The sequence below is a fragment of the Arthrobacter oryzae genome (genome assembly GCF_003634095.1).
Taxonomy (GTDB): Bacteria; Actinomycetota; Actinomycetes; order Actinomycetales; family Micrococcaceae; genus Arthrobacter; species Arthrobacter oryzae.
Window position 1 is genome coordinate 477,454 of record NZ_RBIR01000002.1, and the last position, 25,788, is coordinate 503,241.

A 25,788-nucleotide genomic window follows, 5' to 3' on the forward strand; every position below is an offset into this window, starting at 1 on the left:
GCGTGCGCACTGGTTCGGCACCGCCCCCGGCGGGATAGCCCCGGGCTACCTACGCGCGGACAGGATCGAGACGGCGGCTTTGGGTCCGGCGCCGCGGACCGTCCAGCAGTTGCCGGTGCCAAGGACCTCCAGCTGCTGTAGGTCAGCATGATGCAGGACCAGGGCGGTGTTCTCGTCCACGGCAACGGCACGGTCCACGAGACCTGCCGCCACTGCGCCGACGGCCCGGCCGAGCGTTCCGGCCTGCGCGGCATGGACGTCGACGGCGAAGGGCACCAGGCCCAGCCCGTCCCGGATCTCCAACTCCTCGAGGCCCTCCGAGCATTCCGCCGGGCAGACCTCGGCGCCCCGGAGCCGGTAGCCGCCGACGATCGCCCGCCCCGGCGCTATCATCGCCCCCGCGGAGAAACCCATGTACGGCACACCGTCGGAGACTGCCCGGCGGATGGCCTCCGCAAACGGCAGCAGGCCTGCCAGGTAGCCCGGCGTCGGTCCTCCGCCCACCACGATTCCGTCCACCGCGTCGAACCCGACAGGATCCGCCGCGTCGTTGGCGCGGAGCAGGACTGGGAGTATCTCGCAGGCCAGGCGCGTTTCCAGCGGCTGCCGATAGGCGGGCAGGAAATATTCCGAGCTGCCGTGGTTGTCGAAGAGAATCACGGCCACCCGTGGAGCCCTGTCCGGGGTCCGGCGCCGGAGTTCCTCGACGAACCGGTCAAAGACGGCGGGAGTTGTCACCGTGTCCGGGCCGCCGCCTACAAGCAAGATGGTCATGGCTTCAACGTACCCGTCTGCGAGGCGGGCGCAATGGTCCGGGCGCATGGGGCGGCTTCAAAGTTCCTGCAGCGATTGACCGTCCCAGACTGACAGGAACATAATCGGAATCGGTACTACCTTCACCTCACGACTGCGCCGACCATGAGGCCGACGGCAGAGCATTCAACGGAAAGCGGTCGGCAAAATGAGTACTGCCCATCATCCTGTCGCTTCGACTGGCTGGACCGGCTGGGTCCGTTTCGCCGGAGTCATTCTCATCATCAACGGTGTTTTCAGCGGCCTTCAAGGTCTGGTCGCGCTCACCGGGCCCGACACCTACTATTTGTCCACCCCGGGCACCCTGTACATCTTCGATGCGAAGGGCTGGGGCTGGTGGAATATCGCGATCGGTGCGGGCCTGATCCTCACCGCCGTCGCGCTCTTCTCCGGCGCAACGTGGGCCCGGATCGTCGCCGTGGTGGTCGCGGGCGTCAGCGCGGTGGTTCAGCTGATGCTCATCCCGCAGCAGCCGTGGTGGTCCTTCATCGTCATCGCCGTCGACGTGCTGATCATCTTCGCGATCATCGCGCACGGGGAGGAACTCAAGGCCGAAAAGGCGCCTCCGTCCGGCAACCCGTAGGGCACCGACGCGGTCAGCCTGCCGCAATCAGTTCCACCTCGTACCCATCTGTATTCACGAGGTAGGCGGCAAAGTGGCCGGGACCGCCGGCATGCGGGTACTTCTGGGGAAAGAGTTCGCTCCAGCCATGGCTGACGCTCTCGCGTGACAGGGCGTCCACCTGCTCCCGGGTCCCGCACTGAAGGCGAGGTGGTTCAGCCCCGGCGCAGTGCGCTGGTGCACGGTCCCGAGCAGGGCGGGCGATTGCTCGACGACGATATATGTGGGCCCGCGACGCCAGCTGCACCCGTGCTCCCAGTCCTGGTAGGCCTCGTATCCCAGCCGGCCCAGGAGCCAGCCCCACTGGTCCTGGGCCCGTTGCAGGTCCGGCACCCAGAGTTCAACATGGTGCAGGGAGCCAAGGGACGCCGGGTCAACCGGGTCGGCTGCCATCAGAACAGAATCCGCTGAAACAGGACATGGTCCTGCCAGGAACCGGCGATCCGCAGGTACTCCGGGGCCAGGCCGATCTCCTCGAAGCCGGCCCGCTTCAGGATCTTCTGCGACGCGGCATTGTGCGGCAGGGTGGCGGCCTGCAGCCGGTGCAGCCCCAGCTCGGTGCGCGCGGTTTGGATGGCAAAGTCCAGCGCGGACGAACCGATGCCGCGCCCGGTCATGTCCTTGTCCACCCAATAACCGAGGTGGGCACTGAGGAACGGACCGCGGACAATCCCGCTGAGGTTCAGCACCCCAACCACGCGGGCACCGTCCATGAGGACCCACGGCACGTCGGACCCCGCGATGAACAACCCGAGCTTGGACTCGATGCTGGCAGCCTGCCCCTCGGCGGTGAAGAACTCCTCCGCCCGCAAAGGCTCCCAGGGCGCGAGGTGCTCGCGGTTGCGCTGATAGGCCTCGGCCAGGCGGGGGGCGTCGGACCGGTGCAGCACCCGCACGCGCACCGTACCCGTCAATGCGGTGCTGTTCTCGGTCATCCGGAGACTCTAACGGCCATCGGGGACGGCTTCAAACGCAGGGCCGTCCGGGACGGGCCGCTCTGCATCATGAAGCGGTGTCATCAAGCGGGGTCCCGTCGCGGCACGTTCTCAGGCGCCGCCGTCGTCGTCGTCCTCGTTCGGATCGGCGCCGTGGACGGTGACGCTTTTCACTCCGGGCACGTCCAGGAGATAGGGGACGAGCTCCCGCAGCGGAAGGTGACCGTGGAAGCGGATGTCCATGAGGACGATGGGTTTTTGGTCGGTTCCCGCCTTGTTGGTGCTCAAGATCGAAGAGCTGAAGCCCATGTTGGTGGCGACCGCCAAGACCTCCCTGAGCACGCCCTGGTTGTCGGCGTAGCCCAGGTGCAGGACCTTGTTGGCGTCCTGGGTGGGGATCTTGCGGACCGCGGGAGAGACCACGTACAAGGTGATGAGGTGGAAGGCGGTCAGCGAGAGCGCCAGGGAAAGCATCCCGGCCCCGCATGCCATGCCGACCGCGGCCGCCACCCAGATGCTGGCGGCCGTGGTGAGGCCCCGGACCACGTTCCGGCCCTTGAAAATCACGCCGGCGCCGAGGAACCCGATTCCGCTGACAATTTGGGCCGCGATGCGGGCCGGGTCCATGGTGCCCCCGGGGGGCAGTGCAGCCGAGAAGCCGTAGGCGGAGATCAGCGTGAAAGTGCACGATCCGAGTCCGACCAGGACGTGGGTGCGGTACCCCGCGACCTTCTGCCGCACTTGGCGCTCGGCACCTATGAAGGAGCAGAGGATAAATGTCGCCAGCAGGAGCCAGATTTCCACCAGTGTCGTCCTGGTGAAAAGCCCGTACGCGTCGCCCATCCGCCCTCCGACTCGGCCCGAGAGCGGCGCTCCGTCATTGCCGGAATGCGCCAGGAGCTCTCGAATCTGATACTACCGCTGCCCCCTGTCGGCGAGTAGTGGCGGGCCTGTTCCGCTCATGTGGCCAGATCCCTGCGACGCCAGCCGGCGTAGCCCAGCGCAGCGAGCGCCGCGGCCGCCACGGTGAGTCCCAGCAATGGCCCAACGGCGCCGGCGTCCAGCGGAAGCAGCGGCGAGTGCCGGAACGGGGAGAGCTCCATCACCCACTCCGGGGCGTTCCACAGCACGCCGAATTCACCCAGCGCGACGAAGATCAACAGCAGGGCCCAGACTGTCCCGGTGAGCCGGGGTGCCCAGCCGAATACGGCCAGTACCGCTGATGTCATGACCCAGGCCGCGGGGATCTGGGCGGCAGCGGCAACCGTGACGCGGCCGAGTTGGTTTACGTCGGCCAGGACAATGGCTGCGCCGGCTCCGACCGATAGTCCGGCCAGCAGCATGAGCACCGCGACGCCGGCCAGCGCCAGCGCGAAATGGCTGGTGGCCCACCGGGGACGGGTGGTGGCCGTGCCCAGCAGGGCCTCGACGTGACCGTCCGTCTCCTCGTCACGGAGCCGGCTGGCGGCAGACAGTCCGTAGGCAGCGGCCAAGAGTCCCATGACGCTGATCTCCGCGGCAATGAAGGCGTCGGTCATAGCTTGGGTTCCGCCCAGCATCTTGATCAGGTCCTGCGCGTTCGGCGAACTCAACAAATCCGTGACATTACCAACCAGCGATCCGATCACCACACCGAACACCACGAAGGCGGCTGCCCAGGCCGCAAGTAGCCGGACCTGGAGCCGCACGGCCAAGTCTCCGACGCCGCGGAGCGAACCGCGGGCAGGGCCGGAACGTTCCTCCCGCAGGCCGGAGCCGAGGTCCCTGCGGGCACGGAGCGCCCGCGCCACGGGCACGAGCGCGGCGCAGAGTGCCAGCGGCAGGGCGAGCACCCACCACTGGTCGCCGGCAAAGGCCCGGATCTGCTGGTTCCAGCCGATCGGCGAAAGCCAGGAGAGCGCCGACGGCCCTGGTTCGGCCAGGTCCCCCACCGCCCGCAGCCCGTAGGTCACCGCAACGACGCCGACGCCCATGCCCGTGGCCGCCCGCGCGCTGGCCGTCAGCTGGGCGGTTACCCCGGCCACGGCGCTGAACGCCATGCCGGTGGCGGCCCAGCCCAGCCCGAACGCCAGCGAGCCCGCGGCCGGCAGTCCGCCGGCGGCCAAAGACACCGCCGTAATGAGGCCGAGGACAATACTCATTCCGAAGCTGATGGCGAGGGCGGCGGCGAGCGGCGCATCGCGGCCCAGCCGGCCGCCGCCCAGGAGCTCGAGCCGTCCCGACTCCTCGTCGCTGCGGGTATGCCGGACGGTGATGAACACCATGAGGACGGCCAGGATGGCGGCCATGAATGCCGTGTATTTGATGAGCGACAGGGCGCCCAGGGACGTGGGGTCGTACACCCGGCCGAACAGGGCCACGAGAGAGGCCGTGGCGTTCAGGGCGGTGGCGGCCTCCACCCGGCTCGCGACATCGGGGTACAGTTCGGCGCCGGCCACCGCGGTGGAATACGTTGTTGCGGCGAATCCGGCGATCCACGCCGGCAAGAGCCACCGGTCACGCCGGAGTCCGAGCCTAATGAGGACTCCGGTCCCCGCCAACGTTTCACGCATCAGCGGTGCGCCCGCTTCCCAGCCCGGCCGCGGCCTCCGGCACCGCCGTGCCGTAATGGCGCAGGAAGAGGTCCTCCAGTGTGGGCGGCTGGCTGGTCAGCGCGACAAGTCCCGCGTCGGTCAGGGCCCGCATGAGGGGGGCCAGGCCGGACGGTTCCACTTGGGCGCTGACGCGGTGGTTGGTAACGACGACGTCGTGGACACCCGGCAGGGCATCCAAGCCGGCGGGCACCGCCACGACGTCGGCCGTGACCGAGGTCCGCGTCAGGTGCCTGAGTTCCTCAAGCCGCCCGGTCTCCACCACCCGGCCCTCGCGGATGATGCTGACGCGGTCCGACAACGCCTCCGCCTCACTGAGGATATGGCTGCTCAGCAAAACCGTGCGGCCCTGGTCCCGCAGCTCCCGGACACAGCCGCGGAACGCCTCCTCCATCAGCGGATCCAGTCCGCTGGTGGGCTCGTCCAGCAGGAACAGCTCGGCGTCGGTGGCCAGCGCGGCGACCAGGGCCACCTTCTGCCGGTTGCCTTTGGAGTACGCCCGGGACTTCTTCGTCGGGTCGAGGTCGAAGAGCTCCAGCAGCCGGTCGCGCCGGGCCACGTCCTGGCCGCCCTGGAGCCGGCCGAGGAGGTCGATCACCTCTCCGCCGGTCAGGTTGGGCCACAGCGCCACATCCCCGGGAACGTAAGCCAGGCGCCGGTGGAGGCTCGCGACGTCGCGCCACGGGTCAAGGCCCAGCACCCGGATGGAGCCCGTGTTGGCGCGCAGCATGCCCAGCAGCAGGCGGATGGTTGTCGATTTCCCCGACCCGTTCGGTCCCAGGAAGCCGTGGACCTCGCCCGCCTCGACTGAAAAATCCAACCCGTTCAGGGCCACCACGGGCCCGAACCGCTTCACAACCCCGGCCATTTCCAAGACGCTCGTCATGGGGGACACGATACGCCCGGGGCCGGCAATGCCGCCCCGGCCGAAGTACCCGTCCGCAGACGGGCGGCCTGCGCCTCAGCCTGTCGCGCCGCGCCCCGGCGACGTAGCCTAGCGGGCATGGAAGACCCTTATGATCTTGAACGGTTCGTGACTGCCCAAAACGCCGGGGGCACCTACGGGCATGCCCTGGCCGAGCTGAAGGCCGGCATGAAGCGAAGTCACTGGATGTGGTTCGTGTTCCCCCAGCTCGCGGGTCTGGGCCGCAGCGAGACCGCCCGCAGGTACGCCATCACATCACTGGACGAGGCACGTGCCTACTACCGGCACGGCGTCCTGGGCCCCCGCCTCGTGGAAGCCGCTGCGGCTGTGGCGGCCGTGCAGGGCCGCTCCGCGGTGCACATCTTTGGCGACATCGACGCACGGAAGCTGCACTCGTCCATGACGTTGTTCCTTGCGGCCGCCCCCGGCGAGTCCGTGTTCCGCGACGTCCTGGATCGCTACTTCGGCGGCGTGCCGGACCCGGCCACGGGCCAACTGCTGGCCGGACAGCCCGCCGGTCCGGAAGCGGCCGGCGGGCTGGAACCGGGTCCGGGTCCGGGACCGGGACCGGGACCTGGCTAGCCGTCCGCCGCTGCCAGCGCCGTGATCAGCCGTTCCATGCGGGCGATCCCGGCAAAGCGGCCGGCGTTGTCCGTGATCAGCAGGGGGTCAAACCGGCTGTCCCGATCCCGCGTCATGGAGCGCGCCAGCGCCTCGCTGATCGGCGTGTCCAGGTTGACCCGCATCCCCGGGCTCACCATGCCCACCGCAGCGGCTGCGGGGTCGAGCACCGCCACGGGACGCAAATGCTCCCCGATCAGCACCACGGACTGCAGGGCCGGGTTCTCTCCAAACGCGGCCGCCGCAGTCTCCGTGCTTGAGGCAGTCGCGGCCGGTTCCACGATGTCGCGAATAATGCTTTGGTGCGTCACGGGCGGTTTGGACGCCAGGCGGTGGGCGACGTCAAGACCGATCGGCTCCCACGCCGGACCCGGCCGGGCCAGGCAATATCCCTGCACCAGGGGAACGCCGAGGGCGACGAGGGCGTCCAGTTCCTCCACCCGTTCCACTCCCTCGGCCAGGATCCAGGCATCGACGCGGCTGGCAAAGGTTCCGAGCATGGAGATCAGGGCGCGCTTGGCCTCGTCGCGATCGACATCCTGGATGAGTTCGCGGTCTATCTTGATCAGCGAGGGCCGCAGGGCAAGGAGGTGACGGAGTCCCGCATAGCCGGCTCCGGCGTCGTCGACGGCGATCAGCGCGCCGGCCGCGCGCAGCTGGTTGAGGTCAGGCTCGAGCTCCAGATAGGAGTCGATGGGGGTTTGCTCCGTCAACTCGATCACCAGCCCGCCGAGGTCTCCCTGGCTGCGCCAGATGTCACGGATGCTCTCCGTCAGCAGCAGCTCGGGTGAGACGTTGAGGGTCAGGAAGCAGTTTGCCGGCAGGCTGGGGCGCGCCACGAGGGCGGCCCGCAGGGCTGCCGCCTCAAGCTCGGCCGCCTTCCCGTGCGCGCGCGCCGCGGCAAACCACGCTTCCGGGTTTTTCTCGGCGAACCCGGGGAACCGCGCCAGCGCCTCGTAGCCCACCACCGTCCCCCGGGCAGTATCGACGATCGGCTGGTAGGCCGAGGAAAGGCCAACACCTTGGCAGGCGGCCGCCAGATGTTCGGTCCACCCCGGGCCCTGAGCGGCCCTGGCGCCGGACGGGGGGCCGCCTGCCCCGTGAATCAACTAACGGGAACGATGGCTTTGTGGATGGACTGCACGACGTCGGCCGGCAGCGCCTCCAGCCCGTGCGCGGATGCGGCGTGGGCGGCTACATTGACCAGAATCTCATCTTCGGTGCTGCACACCCAGCGGGCTTCACAACCGGGAACCACATCTCCACAGGCAAACGACTTCACGAAAGCTCCTTCTTCTTCAACGGCGAACCCGACAACCCTACGATGGGCCCGCACCGAAACTGAGATTTTGCTCGCAGAATTGCGGAGTGTTGTCGGAACACAAACTCCAACCGGCCGCGAAGCCCGCACGGTCACTGCTTGGCCAGGGTTCCGATCTGATTGCCGCTGTTGCCGTAGACGACCAGCACAGTCCCGTTCACTTTGGCGGTGTGCGCCTGCGATAGCCACGTGTCGACGTTGCTGCAGGCCATCATGGTCGATGCGATCGGGCCGAAGTCGAAGGAGTCGCCCGAAATTGATCCTTTGCCTGTCAAACGATTGCAGCCGTCCGTTCCCTGGAAGGAGCCGTCGTCGGTGATCGTGAGGTTGGGCTGACCTTTGACGGTCTGCCCCCAACTTCCGGCGAACGATTTCAAGGCCGGACCGGAGCACCCCGTGACTGCCGTAAACGCCAGGCCGGCAACCAGCATGGCAACAACCAGCAGACCGCTTCGACGCAACCGGATCATGCCGCCATAGTAGTCCTCGGGATCTCACGAACGGAAGAATCATGCTGCCTCTCCGGGGCACCTTCGGGCTCCTAGCGGCCGGCAGCCGGCGCTCCAACGGCGGCCGCAGCCGCCTCGATGCGGGCCCGGTGGACGGCCCACTCCTCGGGCGTGCGCTGCGAGAGGTTCGCGTCGCCCGGGCGCTGGCCGGCCCTGCCGTCGAGCAGTTCGCGCAGGATGTCCGCGTGGCCAAGGTGATGCGCGGTTTCCATGCACATGTGCACGAGGATCTGGTGCAGGGTCACGTGCCTGCGCTCCGCCGGCCACCAGGGCACGACGCCGGGCGCATCGAGGCCGAGCTGATCGATCGTGGCGTCGCTGTGTGCGGCCGAGGCCCGGTGCAGCTCGATGATCTGCTCCCGTGTCTCGGCCGGCGTGGCCCACATGTCGGCGTCGGGCTCCGCGTCGTCGGCGAGCCAGGGCAGCGCGAGCTCGCTGGGCCGGCCAAAGACATCGCCAAAATAGCCGAGTTCGACGCTCGCCACATGCTTCACCAGGCCCAGCAGGTTGGTTCCGGTCGGCGTGAGGGGCCGGCGCACGTCGTACTCGCTGAGGCCTTCGAGCTTCGCCAGGAGGCTGTCCCGCCGGGTGCGCAGGTAGCCGTGCAAGATTGCTTTGTCGTCCATGACCGGCACTATACCGAACCCGGAGAGCCTGGCCATCGGGAAGCACCTGTTTATTCAAACGTATGGAATAATCGGCGCAGCGGGCCTCGGGGGGAGGCCCTCAATGACAGGACACCCAACGTGAGTCATGGTTCCGGCGCCGGGCGCCATCTGGCAGCCACTGCAGTTGTTCCCTCGGCACTTGCCGCGGTCCTCGCTGCCGCCCTGTTCGCAGTTCTCACCATCCTGCTGGTGGCCTGCGACTCCGGCGCGAACCCTTCCGCAGGAAGTCCGGCGGGGCAGCCGGCAGCCCCTGCGTCTCCGGCGTCGCCTGCAGCCCTATCCCCCGCTCCGCCCCCAGCGCCATCTCCCGCGGACGAGGGCCTGCAGGGGCGGACGGAAACCAACGGGTTCTTCCAGCCGATGCGGTACACGGCCGTCGACGGCGATACCTGGGAGGGCATCGCGGCCCACTTCCGGATGACTCCAGAGATTCTCAAGAGCTTCAACGAATCGCCGTCCGTGACCGAGGGGCAGGTCATCGACCTCAGGGGCGTGGACGTGCCCCAGCTCGGGGCCGGCGGCAGCGTCACCGGGCAGGACGGGCAGGGACAGTTCCTGTACCGGGCAAGCGCCGGAGATACCCCCGCCGGGATCGCGAGCCGCTACGGGGTGCCGCTCTATGCACTGCGAATCGCCAACCTGAACCTGCTGACCGGCCGCGAATGGATTCCGCCGGCCGGTACGACGGTGGTCATCCCGAACCCGCCGGCCAGCTGAGCCGTGAGCCGCGAGCCGGGGGCTCGGGCGGAAGACCCCAGGCCACAGTGCCCGGACAGAAGGCGTCAGCGAAGGCGTCAGCGAAACGACTCCGGAAAGACAAGGGGTTATCGGGGTTCTGGGACAAAAGGAAAAGCCTCCGGAACCAAATGGTTCCGGAGGCTTTCCAAGGGTGGCAGATGAGGGATTCGAACCCCCGTAGGCGTTGCCAGCTGATTTACAGTCAGCCCCCTTTGGCCGCTCGGGTAATCTGCCGAACTTCAAAAGAAGATCACTCGCGGTTTCCAGTCCCGGAACGGCTGTTTCCAGTCCGTTCCGCTTCCAGCACCCGCGGGCAAGACAACTTTACAGAACTTCCGCCGAAGAATCGAATCGGCGGCTTGCTGAGGCAAAAGAGGGCCAAAAAATGGGCCAAAAACCGCGGAGATTCAGGCTTCTCCAAGAATGCGTCCGGCCAGCCGGGCCTCGAAACGTGCCGCCTGCTCCGGCGTGACCTGGTTGAGCTGCACGGCGCGGGCCAGATCCGAATGGACCCCGTCCATGCGCGCCGACGCATCGGCGGCCGGACTCAAAATGATGGAGGCCGCCAGCGCGGCGGCGGCAACAGAGGTGGCCGTCGTAGCCAGGGTGCTGGCAGCGGCGGCGGTAGTGCGGGTGACGTAGCGGACGGCTTTGTGGTGCATGTTCTTGCCTTTCAGCAGCGGTTCCAACTCTTGCAACTCTGCCGAGCCCGGCTTCGTTCCCGCCGTGATTGAGCTATGAGTGGACTGTGAGAGGTCATCGCGCCCGGACGGCCTCCAGATCCGGGGCATCCGTACTAGGCTGGAATGCAGATATCCCGGCCTGACACCAGGCAACCGGCAACCACCAGGAGGACAGTCATGGCAGGCGAATCCACGTTCGACGTCGTCAGCAAGGTAGACAAGCAGGAAGTCGCGAACGCGCTGAACCAGGCGCAGAAGGAAATTGCCCAGCGCTACGACTTCAAGGGCGTCGGCGCCGAGGTTGATTTCAGCGGCGAGAAGATTCTCATGAAGGCCAACTCCGAGGAGCGGGTGCTGGCTGTGCTCGATGTGCTGCAGTCAAAGCTCATCCGCCGCGGCATCTCGCTCAAGTCACTCGACACCGGCGAGCCCTACGCCTCCGGCAAGGAATTCCGGCTGGAAGCCTCCATCAAGGAGGGCATTGCCCAGGACCTCGCCAAGAAGATCAACAAGCTGATCCGGGACGAGGCCCCCAAGTCGGTCAAGTCACAGATCCAGGGCGACGAGCTCCGGGTGACGTCCAAGTCCCGCGACGACCTCCAGGAGACGATGAACCTGCTGAAAGGCTTCGACGAGGCCGACCTGCAGTTCGTGAATTTCCGCAGCTAGCGGCCTCGCTCGCGGCTCAAGTTAGCGCACGACGCGCAAAAGGGCTGGCGCCACCGGTATTCCGGTGGCGCCAGCCCTTTTGCGCATCATGAGACTATTCGCGCGTCGCCGGACACGCAGGCCGGCGGGCGGCTAGCCCGAGCCGAGCGGGCGTCCGGCCATCCGCTCCAGCCGGCCGATCCGCTCGGCCATCGGCGGGTGGGTGGAGAACATCTTGGCCACGCCTGCGCCCTTGAACGGGTTGGCGATCATCATGTGCGAGGCGTTGACCAGCCGCTGGTCCTGCGGCAGCGGCGCCAGCTGCACGCCCTGCTCGATCTTGCGCAGGGCGGAGGCAAGCGCTAGCGGATCTCCGGTGAGCGAGGAGCCGTCCTCGTCGGCGTCGTACTCCCGGGTGCGGGAGATGGCCATCTGGATCAGGGACGCGGCGAACGGTGCCAGCAGCGCCATGGCGATCGCGGCGAACGGGTTAGCGTTGCGGCGGTCCCCGCCGCCGAACAGCAGCATCATCTGCGCCACCGAGGTGATGACGCCGGCGACGGCGGCGGCCACCGACGCCGTCAGGATGTCCCGGTTGTAGACGTGCATCAGTTCGTGGCCAAGGACGCCGCGCAGTTCGCGGGCGTCCAGCAGCCGCATGATGCCCTCGGTGCAGCACACTGCCGCGTTCCGCGGGTTCCTGCCGGTGGCGAAGGCATTCGGCGCCATGGTGGGCGAGACGTAGATGCGCGGCATCGGCTGGTTGGCCCGGCCGGACAGCTCCCTGACGATCTGGTAGAGCTGGGGCGCCTCCGCCTCCGTAACGGGGTACGCCTGCATGGCACGGATGGCCAGCTTGTCGCTGTTCCAGTACCCGTAGGCCGTGGTCCCGACGCCGATCAGCGCCATGATCCAGATCGGCGCGGCGCTGCGGGTCCCGGCGGCGATGAACGCCCCCAGGCCAAGCAGCACGGCCCACAGGACTCCGAACAGCGCCGCGGTCTTCAGTCCGTTGTGATGCTGATGCACTGGTCCTCCTGATGCCCTGTAGTTCAACGGCCGTTCAACAACTTTGCAGTTCAACGGCCTACGAAGAAAAACGAACGGCTACGGTACCGGGTTCCGCGCGTCGTAGCGGAGGAATCCCGACTGCAGGCGGGCCACCGTCCAGGCCACGGCAATGCACAGCACGCCGCCGAGCAGCAGAACCCATCCTTCATTCAAAAGTTTAGTCGCGCCGCCCGCCAGCATGTCCCCGATCCGCGGCCCTCCGGCCACCACCACCACGAACACTCCCTGCAGCCGTCCGCGCAGGTGGTCCGGGGTGGAGGCCTGCAGGACGGTGGTCCGGAAGACGGCGCTGACGGAATCCGCGATGCCGGCCAGGGCGCAGCACAGGGCGGCGGGCAGCAGCCACACCGTCACGGCGCCGCTGCCGGTATGGTCTGCCAGGACCACCACCAGGCCAAAGGCCGCGACCGAGGCGCCCCAGCCCATCACGGACCAGACCACGGCGGTGCCCTGCCGGCGCACACCGCCAAGCGGTCCGGAGAACAGCCCGGCCAGGAACGCCCCCACCGCCATGGACGCCAGCAGGATGCCCACCGTGGCATCGCCGCCGCCGATCATCAGCGCGCCGATGGCGGGCAGCAGCGCCCGGGGCTGGGCAAAGATCATGGCCACGAGGTCGATCACGAACGTCATGCGGAGATTGGGCCGGGTGCCGAGGAAGCGGAAACCCTCGACCACGGAACGCAGCCCGGCGGGCCCGGCGTGCTTCCCGGGCGGCATGAGCGGCAGCCTTAGGAGCGCCCAAAACGCAAAGGCAAAGCTGACGACGTCGATCGTGTAGGTCCAGCCGAAACCGATCCACGCCACGAGCACACCGGCCAGCAGCGGGCCGGCGGTCATGGTCAGGCCGAAAATCATCATGCTCAGGGCGTTTGCGGCGGGCAGCAGTTCCTTGCGCACCAGCACCGGGATGATTGCGGTACGGGCGGACTGGTTAATGGCCTGGGCGCCGCTCTGCACCGCAACCAGCGCGTAGAGCAGCCACACGTTGCCCAGTTCCAGCCACGCCTGCAGTGCCAGCGCCGCGGTAGTCAGCCAGAGGACGGAAGAGGCCAGGAGTGCCACGGTGCGGCGGTCGTGGGCGTCGGCGATCGAACCGCCCAGGAGGCCGCCGAAGACCAGTGGCACGAGGGCGAAGATGCTCAGCAGGCCCACGTAGAGGCTGTCCTGGGTCAGCCGGTAGATCTGCAGGCTGACGGCCACCACGGTCAGCTGGCTGCCCAGTGCGGAGACGGCGGACCCGGCCCACAAGCGGCGGAAGGCCGGACTTTCACGCAATGGCGTGATGTCCGCCAGAAATTTCCCCACCGGGCAACTCTAGCGGCGGGCAGTGCGTGCCTTGTGCTGCGGACGGACATAGTTAGCACTGCCTTATTGTGAGGGAATCATAATAAGTGCTTGAATGAGTCCATGACGGACTCCTTGGGCACCCACGATGCATGGGCTGCCGCCCTGCGTGCCCACGGCCGCCGTGTGACCAAACAGCGCCTGGCCGTGCTGGCCGCCGTCGAACATCACCCGCATTCGCCGGCCGAAGCGATCCTCGCCGCCGCCCGGCAAGACCTGCCGGAACTGACGGCCCAGTCGGTCTATGTGGTCCTAGGTGATCTGACCGATCTGCACATGCTGCGCCGTTTCGAACCCCCGCACTCCCCCGCGCTGTATGAGACCAGGGTGGGAGACAACCACCACCACGCGGTCTGCATCAGTTGCGGGCGGGTGGAGGACGTCGAGTGCGCCGTCGGCCATGCGCCGTGCCTGACCCCGCACTGGGACGCGAACGCGAAGCCGATGACCATTCAGATTGCCGATGTGCTCTACCAGGGCATCTGCCAGGACTGCCAGCGCACCCAACAACTTCCTTCCGAACGAAACTAACAACCCCAACCAAAGGAGAACGATGACTGAGAACATCTCTGTGCCCGCCGTGTCCACGACACAGTCCGGCGCTCCCGTCACTTCCGACGCCCACTCCAAGTCCGTCGGTGCCGACGGCGCGATCATCCTGACCGATCACTACCTGATCGAGAAGCTCGCGCAGTTCAACCGCGAGCGTGTCCCGGAGCGCGTTGTCCACGCCAAGGGCGGCGGGGCATTCGGTACGTTCAAGACCACCGAGGACGTCTCGAAGTACACCAAGGCTGCGCTGTTCCAGCCCGGCACCGAGACGGACATGCTCATCCGTTTCTCCTCCGTGGCCGGCGAAGCGGGCTCCCCCGACACCTGGCGCGATCCCCGCGGCTTCGCGGTGAAGTTCTACACCACCGAGGGCAACTACGACCTCGTCGGCAACAACACCCCGGTGTTCTTCATCCGCGACGGCATCAAGTTCCCGGACTTCATCCACTCCCAGAAGCGCCTGCCGGGCACCCACCTGCGCGACGCGGACATGCAGTGGGACTTCTGGACCCTCTCCCCGGAATCCGCCCACCAGGTCACCTGGCTCATGGGCGACCGCGGCCTGCCGGCCTCGTGGCGTGAAATGCAGGGCTACGGCTCGCACACCTACCAGTGGATCAACGCCGAGGGCGAGCGCTTCTGGGTCAAGTACCACTTCAAGTCCAACCAGGGCGTCAAGTCCATGACCGGCGACGAGGCCGAGGTCCTGGCCGGCGCCGACGGTGACTTCTACATCCGCGATCTCCAGGAAAACATTGCCGCCGGCAACTTCCCGTCCTGGGACCTGCACGTCCAGGTCATGCCGTACGAGGACGCCAAGACGTACCGGCTCAACCCCTTTGACCTCACGAAGGTGTGGCCGCACAGCGACTACCCGCTGGTCAAGGTCGGCACCATGGAGCTGAACCGCAACCCGGAGAACTACTTCGCGCAGATCGAGCAGGCCACCTTTGCGCCGTCGAACTTCGTGCCGGGCATCGCCGCGTCCCCGGACAAGATGCTGCAGGCCCGCATCTTCTCCTACGCGGACGCCCACCGCTACCGCGTCGGCACCAACCACGCCCAGCTCCCGGTGAACGCCCCCCAGAACCAGGTCAACAACTACAGCCAGGACGGACAGGGCCGCTACCACTTCAACGCCCCGTCCGTTCCCGTCTACGCACCGAACTCCGTCGGCGGCCCCGCCGCCGTGGAGCCCGCGGTTGCGGGTGGCGGCTGGGAGAACGACGGCGAGCTCACGCTCTCCGCGCACTCCCTGCACGCCGAGGACAGCGACTTCGGCCAGGCCGGCACGCTGTACCGCGAGGTCTACAACGACGGCGAGAAGGCCCGCCTGCTGGAGACCGTCACCGGCGCCGTCAGCGGCGTCAAGAACGCCGACATCAAGGAACGCGCCATCGCGTACTGGACCAACGTCGACGCCGGGTTCGGCGCCAAGCTGCGCGCCAACCTTGGCGCCGGCCAGGTGGAGTCCGACGCCGAAGCCGCCAACAAGCTCTGATCGCCTGTTGCCGAGCGGCCTGTCCTTGGGGGCCGGCCGCTCGGGCCTTCGCTTAGGCCTGCTGTGCGGCCCGGCTGCGCAGACCGGCTGTGCAGAGCCGGCTTAGACCGGCTGTGACCGGCCGTCCAGCCGACTGGTAAAACGCCCCGCCACGGATTTCCGTGGCGGGGCGTTTTGCGGTTATCCACATGCGGGCAGGTGCCGCTCGCCACCACGCACTGCTGGTCCATAGGATTTAGGAATGACCGCATTCGCAGGCATTCCGGACGACGCCTTCCGGTTCTACTCCGATCTTGAACAGAACAACAACCGGGACTGGTGGCTGGAGCACAAGCCGGTCTACGACGCCGCGGTGAAGGGGCCGCTCACCCATTTGCTGGCCGAGCTGGAGCCACGCTTTGGCCCGGCGAAGCTCTTTCGGCCGAACCGGGATGTCAGGTTTTCCCCGGACAAGTCCCCTTACAAGACCGCCCAGGGGGCCTTCGCTGCGCTGGCCGAAGGGGTGGGTTTCTACGTGCAGCTCAGCGCCGACGGCCTGCTCATCGGCGGCGGCTGCCATACGCACACACCGGCCCAGCTCGCCCGCTTTCGCGGCGCCGTGGATGATCCGGACAGCGGCGAGGCGTTGCGGGTGATCGTGCGCAAAGTCGCGGCGGAAGGATTCGCGGTGGAGGGCGAAAGCCTGAAGACCGTGCCGCGGGGCTTCGACAAAGACCATCCCAGGGCGGAGCTGCTCAAGCACAAATCCCTCACGGCCGGCGTCAATGTGGGCCAGCCTGGCTGGCTTGCCGGCCCCGAAGCGGTGGAAGAAGTGGCGCAGCGCTGGGAACAGCTGCGACCCCTCGTGGAGTGGGTCGGCCGTTACGCGGCGCCCTGACATCAGGCCGGATGAACCGCTCAGATGACCCGCCCAGATGACCCGCCCAGATGACCAGCTCAGACAAACAAGCTCGGACAAACAGGCTCAGGTGACCGGCTCAGATGTGCTGGCCGTCGGTGGCGAGCCGCCTGTCGAGGTTGTTGAAAAAGACGAGCATCATCAGTTCGAAGGCCTTGGTGGCTTCCTCGGGCTGGTTGTTGACGACGAAATCGAACTGTAGCCCGTAGAACGCTGCGGTAAACAGGCGCGCGTCGGTGTCGGCAAACTCCGGCCGGATGCCCTGGATGATGAGCCAGTCCCGGGCTTTCTCGTGCAGCATCCGGAAGTGCTCTTGGGCAGTGCCGCGCGGGACCGCCGCGACCACGTCCTGTGCCGTCGCCTCAAATTCCAGCCGGGCCAGATGCCGGTTGCGCTGCGCCATGGTCCACTGCCACGACTCCAGGAGGAAGGCACGCCATGCGTCCCGGTCGATGTCCCTGACGTCAGTGGCTCGGACGCTGTCCAGCCGCGATTCGATGCCCCGGATGATCTCGTTGATCAGCTGTTCGCGGTGCCCGAAATGGTAGACCAGAACGTAGCTGCTGACGCCCAGCCCGTCGGCGAGGCTGCGGAACGTCAGCTCGGCCAGTGTCTTGTCCATGAGGTAGTCGAGAATCGCCGACAACAACTCTGATTTGCGTTCCGGTCTTGCTGGGCGTGCCATGTGTCCATCTTAGGGAGCGCAGCCTCCGAAACGGCGAAGTCGCCGGAAGCGTGCGATTTCGCCGGGACTTTCCAGCGAGCTCGCACGTTTCCGGCGACTTCAGATTCCTCGGACCGCCCGTTCCCGGCTCAGGAGCGGGTAAGCGCGTCCTCGTCCTCGGCCGATGCCGGGGCAACGGACGACGCGACAGCCGCGCCCGGCTCGACGCCGTCGACCGCGTTCTCCTTACCGGAGCCGTTCACGGATGCACGGGCCGCCGCGAACTTTTCGTTCAGCCGGGAATGGCGCTGGCCGTAGGCGAAGTAGATCGCGAGACCGATCACGAGCCAGATGGCGAAGAAGATCCAGGTTTCCACGGCGAGGTTGGTCATGAGGTACAGGCAGAGCACTGCCGAGACGACCGGGAGCACCTTGCCGAACGGGACGCGGAAGGCCGGCTTCAGATCGGGGCGCTTCTTGCGCAGCACCAGGATCCCCAGGCTCACCATCACGAAGGCGGACAGGGTCCCGATGTTGATCATTTCCTCCAGCAGGTCCACGTTGGTCAGGCCGGCGACGAGGGCCACGGCGGCGCCGCAGATGATCTGGAGGCGGACCGGCGTCGCACGGATGGTGCTGGTCTTGGACAGGGAGCGCGGCAGCAGGCCGTCGCGGCTCATGGCCAGGACGACGCGCGACAGGCCCATGAGGAGCACCATGATGACCGTGGTGAGGCCCACGAGGGAGCCGAAGGCGATGATCTTGGCGGCGTCGGTGTTGCCGACGGCCTCGAAAGCCGTGGTGAGCGTCGGGTTCTTGGCCTCGGCCAGCTTCGTGTAGGACACCATGCCGGTCAGTGCCAGGGACACCAGGATGTACAGTACCGTGACGATCGCCAGGCCGCCGAAGATGCCGCGGGGCAGCGTCTTCTGCGGGTTCTTGACCTCTTCGGCCGATGTGGCGACGACGTCGAAGCCGATGAAGGCGAAGAAGACCAGTGCTGCGCCGGCGAATATCCCGAGGGTTCCGTACTGGGCCGGGGCGGCGCCGGTCAGGAAGCCGAAGAACGACTGCTTGAGGACGTCAGCGGTTCCGGTGCCCCCGGTGGGCTGGGAGGCGGGGACGAACGGGGCGTAGTTCTCGAACTTCACGTAGGTGAAGCCCACCACGATCACGAAGAGGACCACGGCAATCTTGATGAGCGTGAAGATGTTGCCGACGCGGGCGGACAGCTTGGTCCCGAGGACCAGCAGCACGGTGAAGACGGCGACAATCAGGAAGGCGCCCCAGTAGAGTTCGACGCCGCCCAGGGAGATCGACGGCGGAATGTCCAAACCCATGAGCGCGAAGACCTTGCTGAGGTAGATGCCCCAGTACTTCGCGATCACGGCGCCTGCCGTGAAGAGTTCAAGGATCAGGTTCCAGCCAATAATCCACGCCAGGACCTCCCCCATGGTCGCGTACGTGAAGACGTAGGCGGAGCCTGCAACCGGGATGGCCGTGGCAAATTCCGCGTAGCACATGATGGCGAGCGCGCATGTGACGGCAGCGATCGCAAAGGAGACGGTCACGGCGGGGCCGGCAAAATTCGCCGCCGCCTTGGCTCCGACCGAGAAGATCCCGGCGCCCACGGCCACCGCGACCCCCATGATCATGAGGTCCCACGTGCTGAGGGAGCGCTTCAACTTGCGTCCGGGTTCATCGGCGTCGGACATGGACTGCTCGATTGATTTGGTCCGGAAAAGGTTCATAGGAAAGTACGCAATCTCGATAACTGGTATGGAAACAGACCTGTCTAGTGTAGTGTCCATCCACTGGACGGCCATTTTTGTCCCACATAGTGAGACGAAAAAGCGGGCCGGGCAGGTTCCCCTGCACGGCCCGCCTGCGCGTGGCCTACCCGTTACGGACCGCCTAGACGGGCCAGTTTTCCATCAGGGTCGAGCGGATCAGGAACCGCTTGCCTTCCGGCGCCTCCACGGAGAATCCGCTCCCCCGCCCGGGGACGACGTCGACGGTCAGGTGCGTGTGGCTCCAGTAGTTGAACTGCTCCCGCGACATCCAGAATTCGAGCGTCTGCGGCTGGATTCCGTCCGAGATGTCGAACAGGCCGAGCAACACGTCCGAGTCGCCCGTGATGAACTCTCCTGCCGGATAGCACATCGGCGAGGACCCGTCACAGCAGCCGCCGGACTGATGGAACATCAGCGGTCCGTGCTGCACCCACAGCTTGCGAAGCAATTCCACAGCCTCCGGGGTGAGCGCCACGCGGGAGAAGTCCTCCCCGGGGCGGGTCACGGCGGCGTCGAGCCTGGTGTGTGGCATCAGAACGTCAGCACTACTCGGCCGTCGATCTTGGCGTGCTTCATCTCGTCAAGAACGGCGTTGACCTCGGAGAGTTCCCGGGTGGAAACCGTGGGGTGGATCTTGCCCTGGGCGTAGAAGTCCAGGGCCTCCGCCAGGTCTTGCCGGGTGCCAACAATCGAGCCCCGGACGGTCAGCCCCTTGAGCACAATCTCGAAAATCGGTGCCGGAAAGTCGCCCGGCGGCAGCCCGTTGAATACGATCGTTCCGCCGCGCCGGGCCATCCCGATGGCCTGTCCGAACGCTGACGGGTGCACCGCCGTGACCAAGACTCCATGGCATCCTCCGGTTTCGCGCTGGATGACTTCGGCGGGATCCTCGTTGAGGGCATTGACCGTCAGCTCCGCGCCGTGCTTCCTGGCCAGGGCGAGCTTGTCGTCGGCAATGTCCACCGCCGCGACCCGCAGCCCCATGGCGACGGCGTACTGGACGGCGATATGGCCGAGTCCGCCGATTCCGGAGATGGTGACCCACTGGCCCGGTTTGGCCTCTGTCATTTTGAGGCCCTTGTAGACGGTGACGCCGGCACAGAGAACCGGCGCGACCTCCACAGGATCTGAGCCGGCCGGGATGCGGGCGGCGAAGCGGCTGTCCACGAGCATGTACTCGCCGAAGGAACCGTCCACGCTGTAGCCGGCGTTCTTCTGGGCCTCACAGAGGGTTTCCCAGCCGGTCCGGCAAAACTGGCAGTCCCCGCACGCGGACCAGAGCCAGGCATTGCCCACCAGGTCTCCGACCGCCAGGTCTGTGACGCCTTCACCGAGGGCCACCACCTCGCCCACTCCTTCGTGCCCGGGGATGAACGGCGGCGACGGCTTGACCGGCCAGTCACCTTCCGCGGCGTGGAGGTCGGTGTGGCAGACGCCTGTGGTGATGACCTTGACCAGCGCCTCACCCCGGCCTGGGGCGGGAATGGGGAGGTCCTGGATCTGGAGATCCTTGCCGAATTCGGTTACAACAGCTGCTTGCATTCTCGTCGTCATTGGCGCGATCCTTGCGTTGTTTTTGGGCGTAGGTAGTAGGGGTCGGTGTGCTCCGTGGGGTGGCGGGAGGTGCTGCATGCCTGGGTGCTGGCCGGTCGTGGTGCGGGCGGGGCGGATCACTGCCGATCCGCCCCGCCCGGGTCAATGCGGCTTAGAAGAAGCCGAGCTTGTTCTCGTTGTAGCTGACCAGAAGGTTCTTGGTCTGCTGGTAGTGGTCCAGCATCATCGAGTGGTTCTCGCGGCCGATGCCGGAGGACTTGTACCCGCCGAACGCGGCACCGGCCGGGTAGGCGTGGTAGTTGTTGACCCAGACGCGGCCGGCCTGGATTTCGCGGCCTGCACGGTAGGCGACGTTGCCGTTGCGGGACCAGACGCCGGCGCCGAGGCCGTAGAGGGTGTCGTTGGCGATCCCCATGGCGTCGTTGTAGTCGCTGAAGCGCGTCACGGACACCACGGGCCCGAAGATCTCCTCCTGGAAGATCCGCATCTTGTTGTGGCCCTCGAAAATCGTGGGCTGCACGTAGTAGCCGCCGGCCAGGTCGCCTGACATTTCGGCCCGGGCACCGCCGGTGAGGGCTTTGGCACCTTCCTGCTTTCCGATGTCGATGTAGGACAGGATCTTCTCGAGCTGGTCATTGGAGGCCTGGGCGCCGAGCTGCGTCTCGGTGTCCAGCGGGTTGCCCTGGATGATTTTCTGCGTGCGGGCCAGCGCGTCCGCCATGAAGGAGTCGTAGATCCCTTCCTGGACGAGGGCGCGGGACGGGCAGGTGCAGACCTCTCCCTGGTTGAAAGCGAAGAGCGTGAAGCCTTCAAGCGCCTTGTCGTAGAACGCGTCGTTGGTGTCGGCGACGTCGTTGAAGAAGATGTTGGGGCTCTTGCCGCCGAGCTCCAGGGTGACCGGAATCAGGTTCTGGGAGGCGTACTGGCTGATCAGGCGGCCCGTGGTGGTTTCGCCGGTGAAGGCGATCTTGCGGATCCGCGGGCTGGAGGCCAGCGGCTTGCCGGCCTCGACGCCGAAGCCGTTGACCACGTTGATGACACCGGCGGGCAGGAGATCGCTGATCAGTTCCATCAGCACCAGGATCGAGGACGGCGTCTGCTCTGCCGGCTTGAGCACCACGGCGTTGCCGGCGGCGAGCGCCGGGGCGAGCTTCCAGACGGCCATGAGGATCGGGAAGTTCCAGGGAATGATCTGGCCGACGACGCCGAGCGGCTCGTGGTAGTGGTACGCGGTGGTGTCGTCGTCGAGCTGGGACAGCCGGCCCTCCTGCGCACGGACGGCGGAGGCAAAGTAGCGGAAGTGGTCGGCGGCGAGCGGAATGTCGGCGTTGAGGGTTTCGCGGATCGGCTTGCCGTTGTCCCAGGACTCGGCGACCGCGAGCATCTCGGTGTTCGCGTCGATCCGGTCGGCAATCTTGTTCAGGATCGCGGCGCGCTCGGCCACGGAGGTCTTGCCCCAGGACGGTGCAATCTTGTGCGCGGCGTCGAGCGCCAGCTCAATGTCCTCGGCGGTGCCGCGGGCCACCTCGCAGAAGGCCTTGCCGGTCACCGGGGTGATGTTCTCGAAGTACTGGCCCTTGACCGGGGCAACCCACTCGCCGCCGATCCAGTTTTCGTAGCGGTCCTTGAAGGTGACCTTCGAGCCCTCGGTGCCGGGCTGGGCGTAAACAGTCATTGCTAGCTCCTTTGCTGTGCAAGATGGGGGGTGCAAGGCGCTTCCGGCCCCCGTTGTCCTCAGCCTAGGGACGCAAAGGTTGCAGTCAGGTTGCAACCGTGTGAGCCGGGTCACCTCGCGGGCATCCCTGCGGAATGCAGCGGCTCAGGCGCGCAGTTCCCGGTCCAGCCGTTCCAGATCGGCGACGACGGCGGCGCGCTTGGGCGAGCGGGGCGCCAGCAGCTTCAGCGCGGCGGTCCGGACCTCGACGTCGTCCTTTGCCTCGGGCAGTTCGGCGTACTTCAGCAGCGATTCGGCGCTGCCGTCGGTCAGCAGGGCCTCGCGCATCAGCTCGGAGACCCTGGCCCGCAGCTCGACGATGCCGGGCGCCTCCGAGCGCGGCAGAACGCCGCCACGGTAGATTTCCAGTGCTATCCGGTGCGCGCCGCGCTGCAGGCATTTCAGCACCTGTCCGGAGTCCGGAACCAGGTCCAGCGGCAGGCGGTACGGGCGGGACTCCGGAACCGCGCCGGGATTGAGCTGCTGAAGGACCTTGCGCAGGCGGACCATCTCCGCGCGGAGGGTCATGGTGGAAGCCTCCCCGGGGTACAGGAGGGTACAAAGCTCCTCGGCATTCAGCCCTTCGGGGCGGGTGCTGAGGAGGGCCAGGATCTCGCTGTGCCGGGCGGACAGAGCCACGGTGCGGCCGTCGATGCTGAGCAGGGCCTGGTCGCGGCCGAGCAGCTGGAGGCTGTTGCGGTACAGGCTGTTGGCGGCCGGCGCCCCGGCCTTTCCTGTTGCGGCGGTTCCAGGTGCGGCCGTTCCGGGTGCGGCCGAGCTCCGCCGCCGGGACGGCGAGGTCTGGCGGGCTGCGGCCAGTTGCAGCCGCTCCACCCGCAGATGCGCCTGGGCCGCGGCAACCGTCGCCTCAACGAGCGAGAGCGTGTGCGGGGCCACCGCCGACTCGGTGCCGGTGATGTCCACGACTCCGAGCAGGGCGCCGGAATCCGGATCGTGGAAGGGCACGGCCGTGCAGCTCCACGGATGCACCGAACGCTTGTAGTGTTCCGCACCGGAGATCTGGATGCCCCGGCCAAGGGCCAGCGCGGTGCCCGGGGCGCTGGTGCCCACTGTCGCCTCGGACCAGTCGGCGCCCGGGACGAACATCATGCCTTCGGCCCGGCGCTGCAGGGCGGCGTCGCCCTCCACCCAGAGCAGCCTGCCCACCTCGTCGCCCACGGCCACCAGCATTCCGCTGTCGTGACTCGGCAGGACCAGGAGCTTGTGGATCACGGGCATGATGGCGGCCAGCGGATGCTGGCGCCGGTACTCTTCGAGCTCGTCGCGGTCCATGGCAAGGGGTGCTTCGGGGTTGTCCGGGTTGGCGTGAAGTTCCGCCGACCGCCGCCACGACTCCCGGATCAAGCTGCTCAGTCCAGGCAACTGCAGGTTCTCGGGAAAGACAAACCCCCGCGAATCCAGTTCCTCGTGCCCGGCGCTGGCATGCTGCTGGCGCAGCGCTGCGTTGACCCCGCCTGCTGGCGGCAACAGTGCTGCCGGATGGACCAGATTCCTCATTGAACTCCCACCGGACGGGCTCGACGGCGCACCGGAGGCGGCCTCGTCCGGCCCAGTCTAGTTGCGCCCGGTGACTTTGGAAATGCACCGGCCCGCGCGGGCTCGGCGGGCTCAGGCAGTGACGCCCGGCGGCAGCACGTAGGTTTTGATCTCGCCCAGGCGCGCGATTTCGGGACGGGGCAGGCCGGCAGCGGCAACCAGCTCCTGGAACTCCCGCCCGCCGCTGAACCGGTCAAAGACCTCCCGGTTCGGGCAGGTGTCCAGGACGGCGATGCCGTCCTCCGTCTGCACGCACAGGTGCAGTTCCAACTGGCCTGCGGGCAGGAGGGCCAGCAGGCGGTCGTGGCCGGCGAGAAGCTCTGCCGGGTCACCGCGGAAGCTGTACATTCCCAGATACATCGTCTGTCTCCTTCAGATGGATTGCGGTGTTTGACGCTTTTCGAACGGGCCCACGGCACACCTGCGTCACCTCTTCGGCAGTGGCCCCGCATCAGCAACGCCGCCCCGTACAACGGCACCGCATACAACCGCCACGGCACGGCCACAACCCGGCCCCGCACACAGCTGTCACGGCACGGCGGCATCGAGCCTCCTGTCGGCCCAGGGCCTGGCCTGTTCCAGCTGGGCCGCCAGCCGGAACAGAACCGCTTCGTCGCCGAATCCGGCGAGGAAGGACATCCCCACCGGAAGTCCGGCGGAATCGGCCCCCAGCGGAACGGACATGGCCGGGCCGCCCGTGATGTTGGCGTACTCGCCGTCGAACATGAGGAAGCGCCCGGCCTCCCGTTCGCCGCGGAGGGGGTCCTCCGGCGTTCCCGTCAGCGTGCCCAGTGGCAGCGGCGGCCAGCCGACCGTCGGCGTCAGCCAGAGATCGTATGTCTGGAAAAAGCCGGCAACCCTGCGGCTAAACCGCTGCAACTCCTCCATGCCCTGCAGGTAGTCTCCGGCGCTGATCTTCCTGCCGCGTCCGAACAGGACCTCGGTATAGGGCTCCAGCTCACCCGGTTCCGGTCCCCGGCCCAGCCGCCGGGTCCAGTACCCCTCGATCCAGGCGGCCGCGGCAGCGTACACCGCCCGGATGGCCCGGTGCCCGGCCCGGTCCAGGGGGTCTGGACGAGCCTCTTCGACGTGGTGGCCCAGTTTGCCCAGCAGGTCCACGGTGGCGCCAAAGGTCCGCAGGTAGTCAGGATGGACCTGCTGACCGCCGTTGGGGGTGGCCGTGGCGGCGATCCTGAGCCGTCCCGGCGGCGTCGAGGTTTCGGCCACATAGGGGCGAGGCCGCGGCGGAGCCCAGTACGGGTCCCCGGGAGCCGGGCCGGCGACGGCGTCCAGCAGCGCCGCGGCGTCGCGGACTGTGCGGGTCAGCGCAAATTCGGCCGCGAGGCCGCCGACGACGTCACCGTATTCCGGGCCCAGCGGCACCCGGCCCCGGGTCGGTTTGAGGCCGAACACCCCGCACCACGCCGCCGGATAGCGCAGCGACCCGCCGAGGTCGTTGCCGTGGGCCATCGGGACGATCCCGGCTGCCACCGCGGCCGCCGACCCTCCGCTCGACCCGGACGTGGACAGTGACAGGTCCCAGGGATTGCGCGTGGCCCCGTGCAGCACTGGTTCGCAGTGCGGGCTCAGGCCGAACTCACACGTGTTGGTCTTGCCGATGATGGCCAGCCCGGCCCGCCGGAAGCGCCGCGTCAGCTCCTGGTCGTGGCGTGAGATGTTCCCGGCAAGCCAGCGCGAGCCTTCGGAGAACGGTGTCCCCGCGATCTCCAGCGCGAGGTCCTTGACGAGGAACGGCACCCCGGGAAACGGGCCTTCGACGGTCGTGGCGTCCTCCCCGGCGGCGGGGTGCGGCGAGCCTGCTTCCGCGCTGCCGGCCAGCTCCATGACCACGGCATTCAAGGCGGGGTTCAGTGTCCTGATGCGGTCCCGCGCCTCGGCGAGAAGTTCGGCGGCGCTGACCTGTCCGGAGCGGACCAGGTCGGCCTGCTCCGTGGCATCCATCCAGCGGAGTTGTTCATCCACGGCTACCTCCCCGACGCGGTTCACAGGACGGGAGTCACAAGACGGTATTCACAGACGGTATTCACACAGACGGGGGATGA

At 67.2% G+C, this 25,788-nt stretch carries 28 protein-coding genes, 1 tRNA gene and 1 pseudogene; 7 read left to right on the plus strand and 23 right to left on the minus strand.

Going from position 1 to position 25,788, the window contains the following annotated elements:
• Window positions 1–45: 45 nt before the first annotated feature.
• Window positions 46–774: a Type 1 glutamine amidotransferase-like domain-containing protein gene (locus tag C8D78_RS06540; RefSeq protein ID WP_120951800.1), complete on the minus strand. Its 729-nt coding sequence runs from the start codon at window positions 772–774 to the stop codon at window positions 46–48.
• A gap of 187 nt (window positions 775–961) precedes the next feature.
• On the opposite strand from C8D78_RS06540, the gene C8D78_RS06545 reads away from it, so the two are divergent.
• Window positions 962–1,396 (plus strand): DUF7144 family membrane protein, encoded by a 435-nt coding sequence (locus tag C8D78_RS06545; RefSeq protein WP_244208277.1) that lies wholly within the window; start codon window positions 962–964, stop codon window positions 1,394–1,396.
• A 13-nt stretch (window positions 1,397–1,409) separates the two neighbouring features.
• On the opposite strand, the gene C8D78_RS20100 is transcribed toward C8D78_RS06545, so the two are convergent.
• The 6 genes and pseudogenes from C8D78_RS20100 to C8D78_RS06570 form a co-directional block, all read right to left on the minus strand.
• Window positions 1,410–1,556, minus strand: coding sequence for a VOC family protein (locus C8D78_RS20100; RefSeq protein ID WP_341867113.1), 147 nt, complete (start codon window positions 1,554–1,556; stop codon window positions 1,410–1,412).
• A gap of 77 nt (window positions 1,557–1,633) precedes the next feature.
• Window positions 1,634–1,828, minus strand: a pseudogene (locus tag C8D78_RS20105) (VOC family protein); the annotation flags it as partial.
• Window positions 1,828–2,370, minus strand: coding sequence for a GNAT family N-acetyltransferase (locus C8D78_RS06555; RefSeq protein WP_120951289.1), 543 nt, complete (start codon window positions 2,368–2,370; stop codon window positions 1,828–1,830). The gene C8D78_RS06555 and the pseudogene C8D78_RS20105, both read right to left, overlap by 1 nt.
• Before the next feature lie 111 nt (window positions 2,371–2,481).
• A complete protein-coding gene (locus tag C8D78_RS06560) occupies window positions 2,482–3,174 on the minus strand; it encodes an MgtC/SapB family protein (protein ID WP_341867111.1) in 693 nt (230 codons plus the stop codon).
• 155 nt (window positions 3,175–3,329) lie between these two features.
• Window positions 3,330–4,922 carry an ABC transporter permease gene (locus tag C8D78_RS06565; protein WP_120951293.1) on the minus strand — a complete coding sequence of 531 codons (1,593 nt, stop codon included), beginning with the start codon at window positions 4,920–4,922 and terminating at the stop codon, window positions 3,330–3,332.
• On the minus strand, window positions 4,915–5,847 hold the full coding sequence (locus C8D78_RS06570; protein ID WP_120951295.1) for an ABC transporter ATP-binding protein: 933 nt from the start codon (window positions 5,845–5,847) through the stop codon (window positions 4,915–4,917). Before C8D78_RS06570 ends, C8D78_RS06565 begins: the two co-directional genes overlap by 8 nt.
• A gap of 117 nt (window positions 5,848–5,964) precedes the next feature.
• On the opposite strand from C8D78_RS06570, the gene C8D78_RS06575 reads away from it, so the two are divergent.
• On the plus strand, window positions 5,965–6,468 hold the full coding sequence (locus C8D78_RS06575; protein ID WP_120951297.1) for a DUF1810 domain-containing protein: 504 nt from the start codon (window positions 5,965–5,967) through the stop codon (window positions 6,466–6,468).
• Here C8D78_RS06575 and C8D78_RS06580 read toward each other — a convergent pair.
• From C8D78_RS06580 to C8D78_RS06595, 4 genes are all read right to left on the minus strand, one after another.
• Window positions 6,465–7,616, minus strand: a complete 1,152-nt coding sequence (locus C8D78_RS06580) for an EAL domain-containing protein (RefSeq protein WP_120951299.1) — start codon at window positions 7,614–7,616, stop codon at window positions 6,465–6,467. The genes C8D78_RS06575 and C8D78_RS06580 overlap by 4 nt on opposite strands.
• Window positions 7,613–7,789 (minus strand): DUF1059 domain-containing protein, encoded by a 177-nt coding sequence (locus C8D78_RS06585; protein ID WP_120951301.1) that lies wholly within the window; start codon window positions 7,787–7,789, stop codon window positions 7,613–7,615. Before C8D78_RS06585 ends, C8D78_RS06580 begins: the two co-directional genes overlap by 4 nt.
• Window positions 7,790–7,920: 131 nt before the next feature.
• On the minus strand, window positions 7,921–8,298 hold the full coding sequence (locus C8D78_RS06590; RefSeq protein ID WP_244208278.1) for an META domain-containing protein: 378 nt from the start codon (window positions 8,296–8,298) through the stop codon (window positions 7,921–7,923).
• A gap of 71 nt (window positions 8,299–8,369) precedes the next feature.
• The gene (locus C8D78_RS06595) at window positions 8,370–8,963 is read right to left on the minus strand and encodes a DinB family protein (protein ID WP_208641889.1); all 594 of its coding nucleotides are present in this window, start codon (window positions 8,961–8,963) and stop codon (window positions 8,370–8,372) included.
• 120 nt (window positions 8,964–9,083) lie between these two features.
• Here C8D78_RS06595 and C8D78_RS19575 point away from each other — a divergent pair, with 120 nt between their 5' ends.
• Window positions 9,084–9,722, plus strand: coding sequence for a LysM peptidoglycan-binding domain-containing protein (locus C8D78_RS19575; RefSeq protein ID WP_147429558.1), 639 nt, complete (start codon window positions 9,084–9,086; stop codon window positions 9,720–9,722).
• A gap of 173 nt (window positions 9,723–9,895) precedes the next feature.
• Here C8D78_RS19575 and C8D78_RS06605 read toward each other — a convergent pair.
• A tRNA-Tyr gene (locus tag C8D78_RS06605) sits at window positions 9,896–9,977 on the minus strand.
• A 173-nt stretch (window positions 9,978–10,150) separates the two neighbouring features.
• Entirely contained in the window at window positions 10,151–10,405 is a 255-nt protein-coding gene (locus C8D78_RS06610) for a hypothetical protein (RefSeq protein ID WP_120951809.1), read from the minus strand.
• 198 nt (window positions 10,406–10,603) lie between these two features.
• On the opposite strand from C8D78_RS06610, the gene C8D78_RS06615 reads away from it, so the two are divergent.
• The gene (locus C8D78_RS06615; RefSeq protein ID WP_018773569.1) at window positions 10,604–11,095 is read left to right on the plus strand and encodes a YajQ family cyclic di-GMP-binding protein; all 492 of its coding nucleotides are present in this window, start codon (window positions 10,604–10,606) and stop codon (window positions 11,093–11,095) included.
• A 132-nt stretch (window positions 11,096–11,227) separates the two neighbouring features.
• On the opposite strand, the gene htpX is transcribed toward C8D78_RS06615, so the two are convergent.
• Window positions 11,228–12,103: a zinc metalloprotease HtpX gene (gene htpX, locus C8D78_RS06620; RefSeq protein WP_120951307.1), complete on the minus strand. Its 876-nt coding sequence runs from the start codon at window positions 12,101–12,103 to the stop codon at window positions 11,228–11,230.
• A 78-nt stretch (window positions 12,104–12,181) separates the two neighbouring features.
• Window positions 12,182–13,453, minus strand: coding sequence for an MFS transporter (locus tag C8D78_RS06625; protein WP_120951309.1), 1,272 nt, complete (start codon window positions 13,451–13,453; stop codon window positions 12,182–12,184).
• Between the two features lie 102 nt (window positions 13,454–13,555).
• Here C8D78_RS06625 and C8D78_RS06630 point away from each other — a divergent pair, with 102 nt between their 5' ends.
• The 3 genes from C8D78_RS06630 to C8D78_RS06640 all read left to right on the plus strand — a co-directional run bounded on the left by C8D78_RS06630 (window position 13,556) and on the right by C8D78_RS06640 (window position 16,422).
• The gene (locus tag C8D78_RS06630) at window positions 13,556–14,023 is read left to right on the plus strand and encodes a Fur family transcriptional regulator (RefSeq protein ID WP_120951311.1); all 468 of its coding nucleotides are present in this window, start codon (window positions 13,556–13,558) and stop codon (window positions 14,021–14,023) included.
• Between the two features lie 40 nt (window positions 14,024–14,063).
• A complete protein-coding gene (locus C8D78_RS06635; protein ID WP_120951812.1) occupies window positions 14,064–15,545 on the plus strand; it encodes a catalase in 1,482 nt (493 codons plus the stop codon).
• 241 nt (window positions 15,546–15,786) lie between these two features.
• Window positions 15,787–16,422, plus strand: coding sequence for a DUF2461 domain-containing protein (locus C8D78_RS06640; RefSeq protein ID WP_120951313.1), 636 nt, complete (start codon window positions 15,787–15,789; stop codon window positions 16,420–16,422).
• 100 nt (window positions 16,423–16,522) lie between these two features.
• Here the strand turns inward: C8D78_RS06640 and C8D78_RS06645 are convergent, their stop codons facing one another.
• The 8 genes from C8D78_RS06645 to C8D78_RS06680 form a co-directional block, all read right to left on the minus strand.
• Entirely contained in the window at window positions 16,523–17,128 is a 606-nt protein-coding gene (locus C8D78_RS06645) for a TetR/AcrR family transcriptional regulator (protein ID WP_120951315.1), read from the minus strand.
• A gap of 128 nt (window positions 17,129–17,256) precedes the next feature.
• Window positions 17,257–18,858, minus strand: coding sequence for an amino acid permease (locus C8D78_RS06650; protein ID WP_120951317.1), 1,602 nt, complete (start codon window positions 18,856–18,858; stop codon window positions 17,257–17,259).
• Between the two features lie 163 nt (window positions 18,859–19,021).
• Window positions 19,022–19,432, minus strand: coding sequence for a DUF779 domain-containing protein (locus C8D78_RS06655; RefSeq protein ID WP_120951319.1), 411 nt, complete (start codon window positions 19,430–19,432; stop codon window positions 19,022–19,024).
• Complete coding sequence (gene adhP, locus C8D78_RS06660; protein WP_208641890.1) at window positions 19,432–20,454, minus strand: alcohol dehydrogenase AdhP; 1,023 nt, start codon at window positions 20,452–20,454, stop codon at window positions 19,432–19,434. The genes C8D78_RS06655 and adhP overlap by 1 nt, the downstream gene beginning before the upstream one ends.
• Before the next feature lie 151 nt (window positions 20,455–20,605).
• Window positions 20,606–22,129, minus strand: a complete 1,524-nt coding sequence (exaC, locus tag C8D78_RS06665) for an acetaldehyde dehydrogenase ExaC (RefSeq protein WP_120951323.1) — start codon at window positions 22,127–22,129, stop codon at window positions 20,606–20,608.
• A 144-nt stretch (window positions 22,130–22,273) separates the two neighbouring features.
• A complete protein-coding gene (locus C8D78_RS06670) occupies window positions 22,274–23,686 on the minus strand; it encodes a GAF domain-containing protein (RefSeq protein WP_120951325.1) in 1,413 nt (470 codons plus the stop codon).
• A 111-nt stretch (window positions 23,687–23,797) separates the two neighbouring features.
• On the minus strand, window positions 23,798–24,085 hold the full coding sequence (locus C8D78_RS06675) for a hypothetical protein (RefSeq protein ID WP_120951327.1): 288 nt from the start codon (window positions 24,083–24,085) through the stop codon (window positions 23,798–23,800).
• A 168-nt stretch (window positions 24,086–24,253) separates the two neighbouring features.
• On the minus strand, window positions 24,254–25,708 hold the full coding sequence (locus C8D78_RS06680; protein ID WP_208641891.1) for an amidase: 1,455 nt from the start codon (window positions 25,706–25,708) through the stop codon (window positions 24,254–24,256).
• Between the last annotated feature and the right edge of the window lie 80 nt (window positions 25,709–25,788).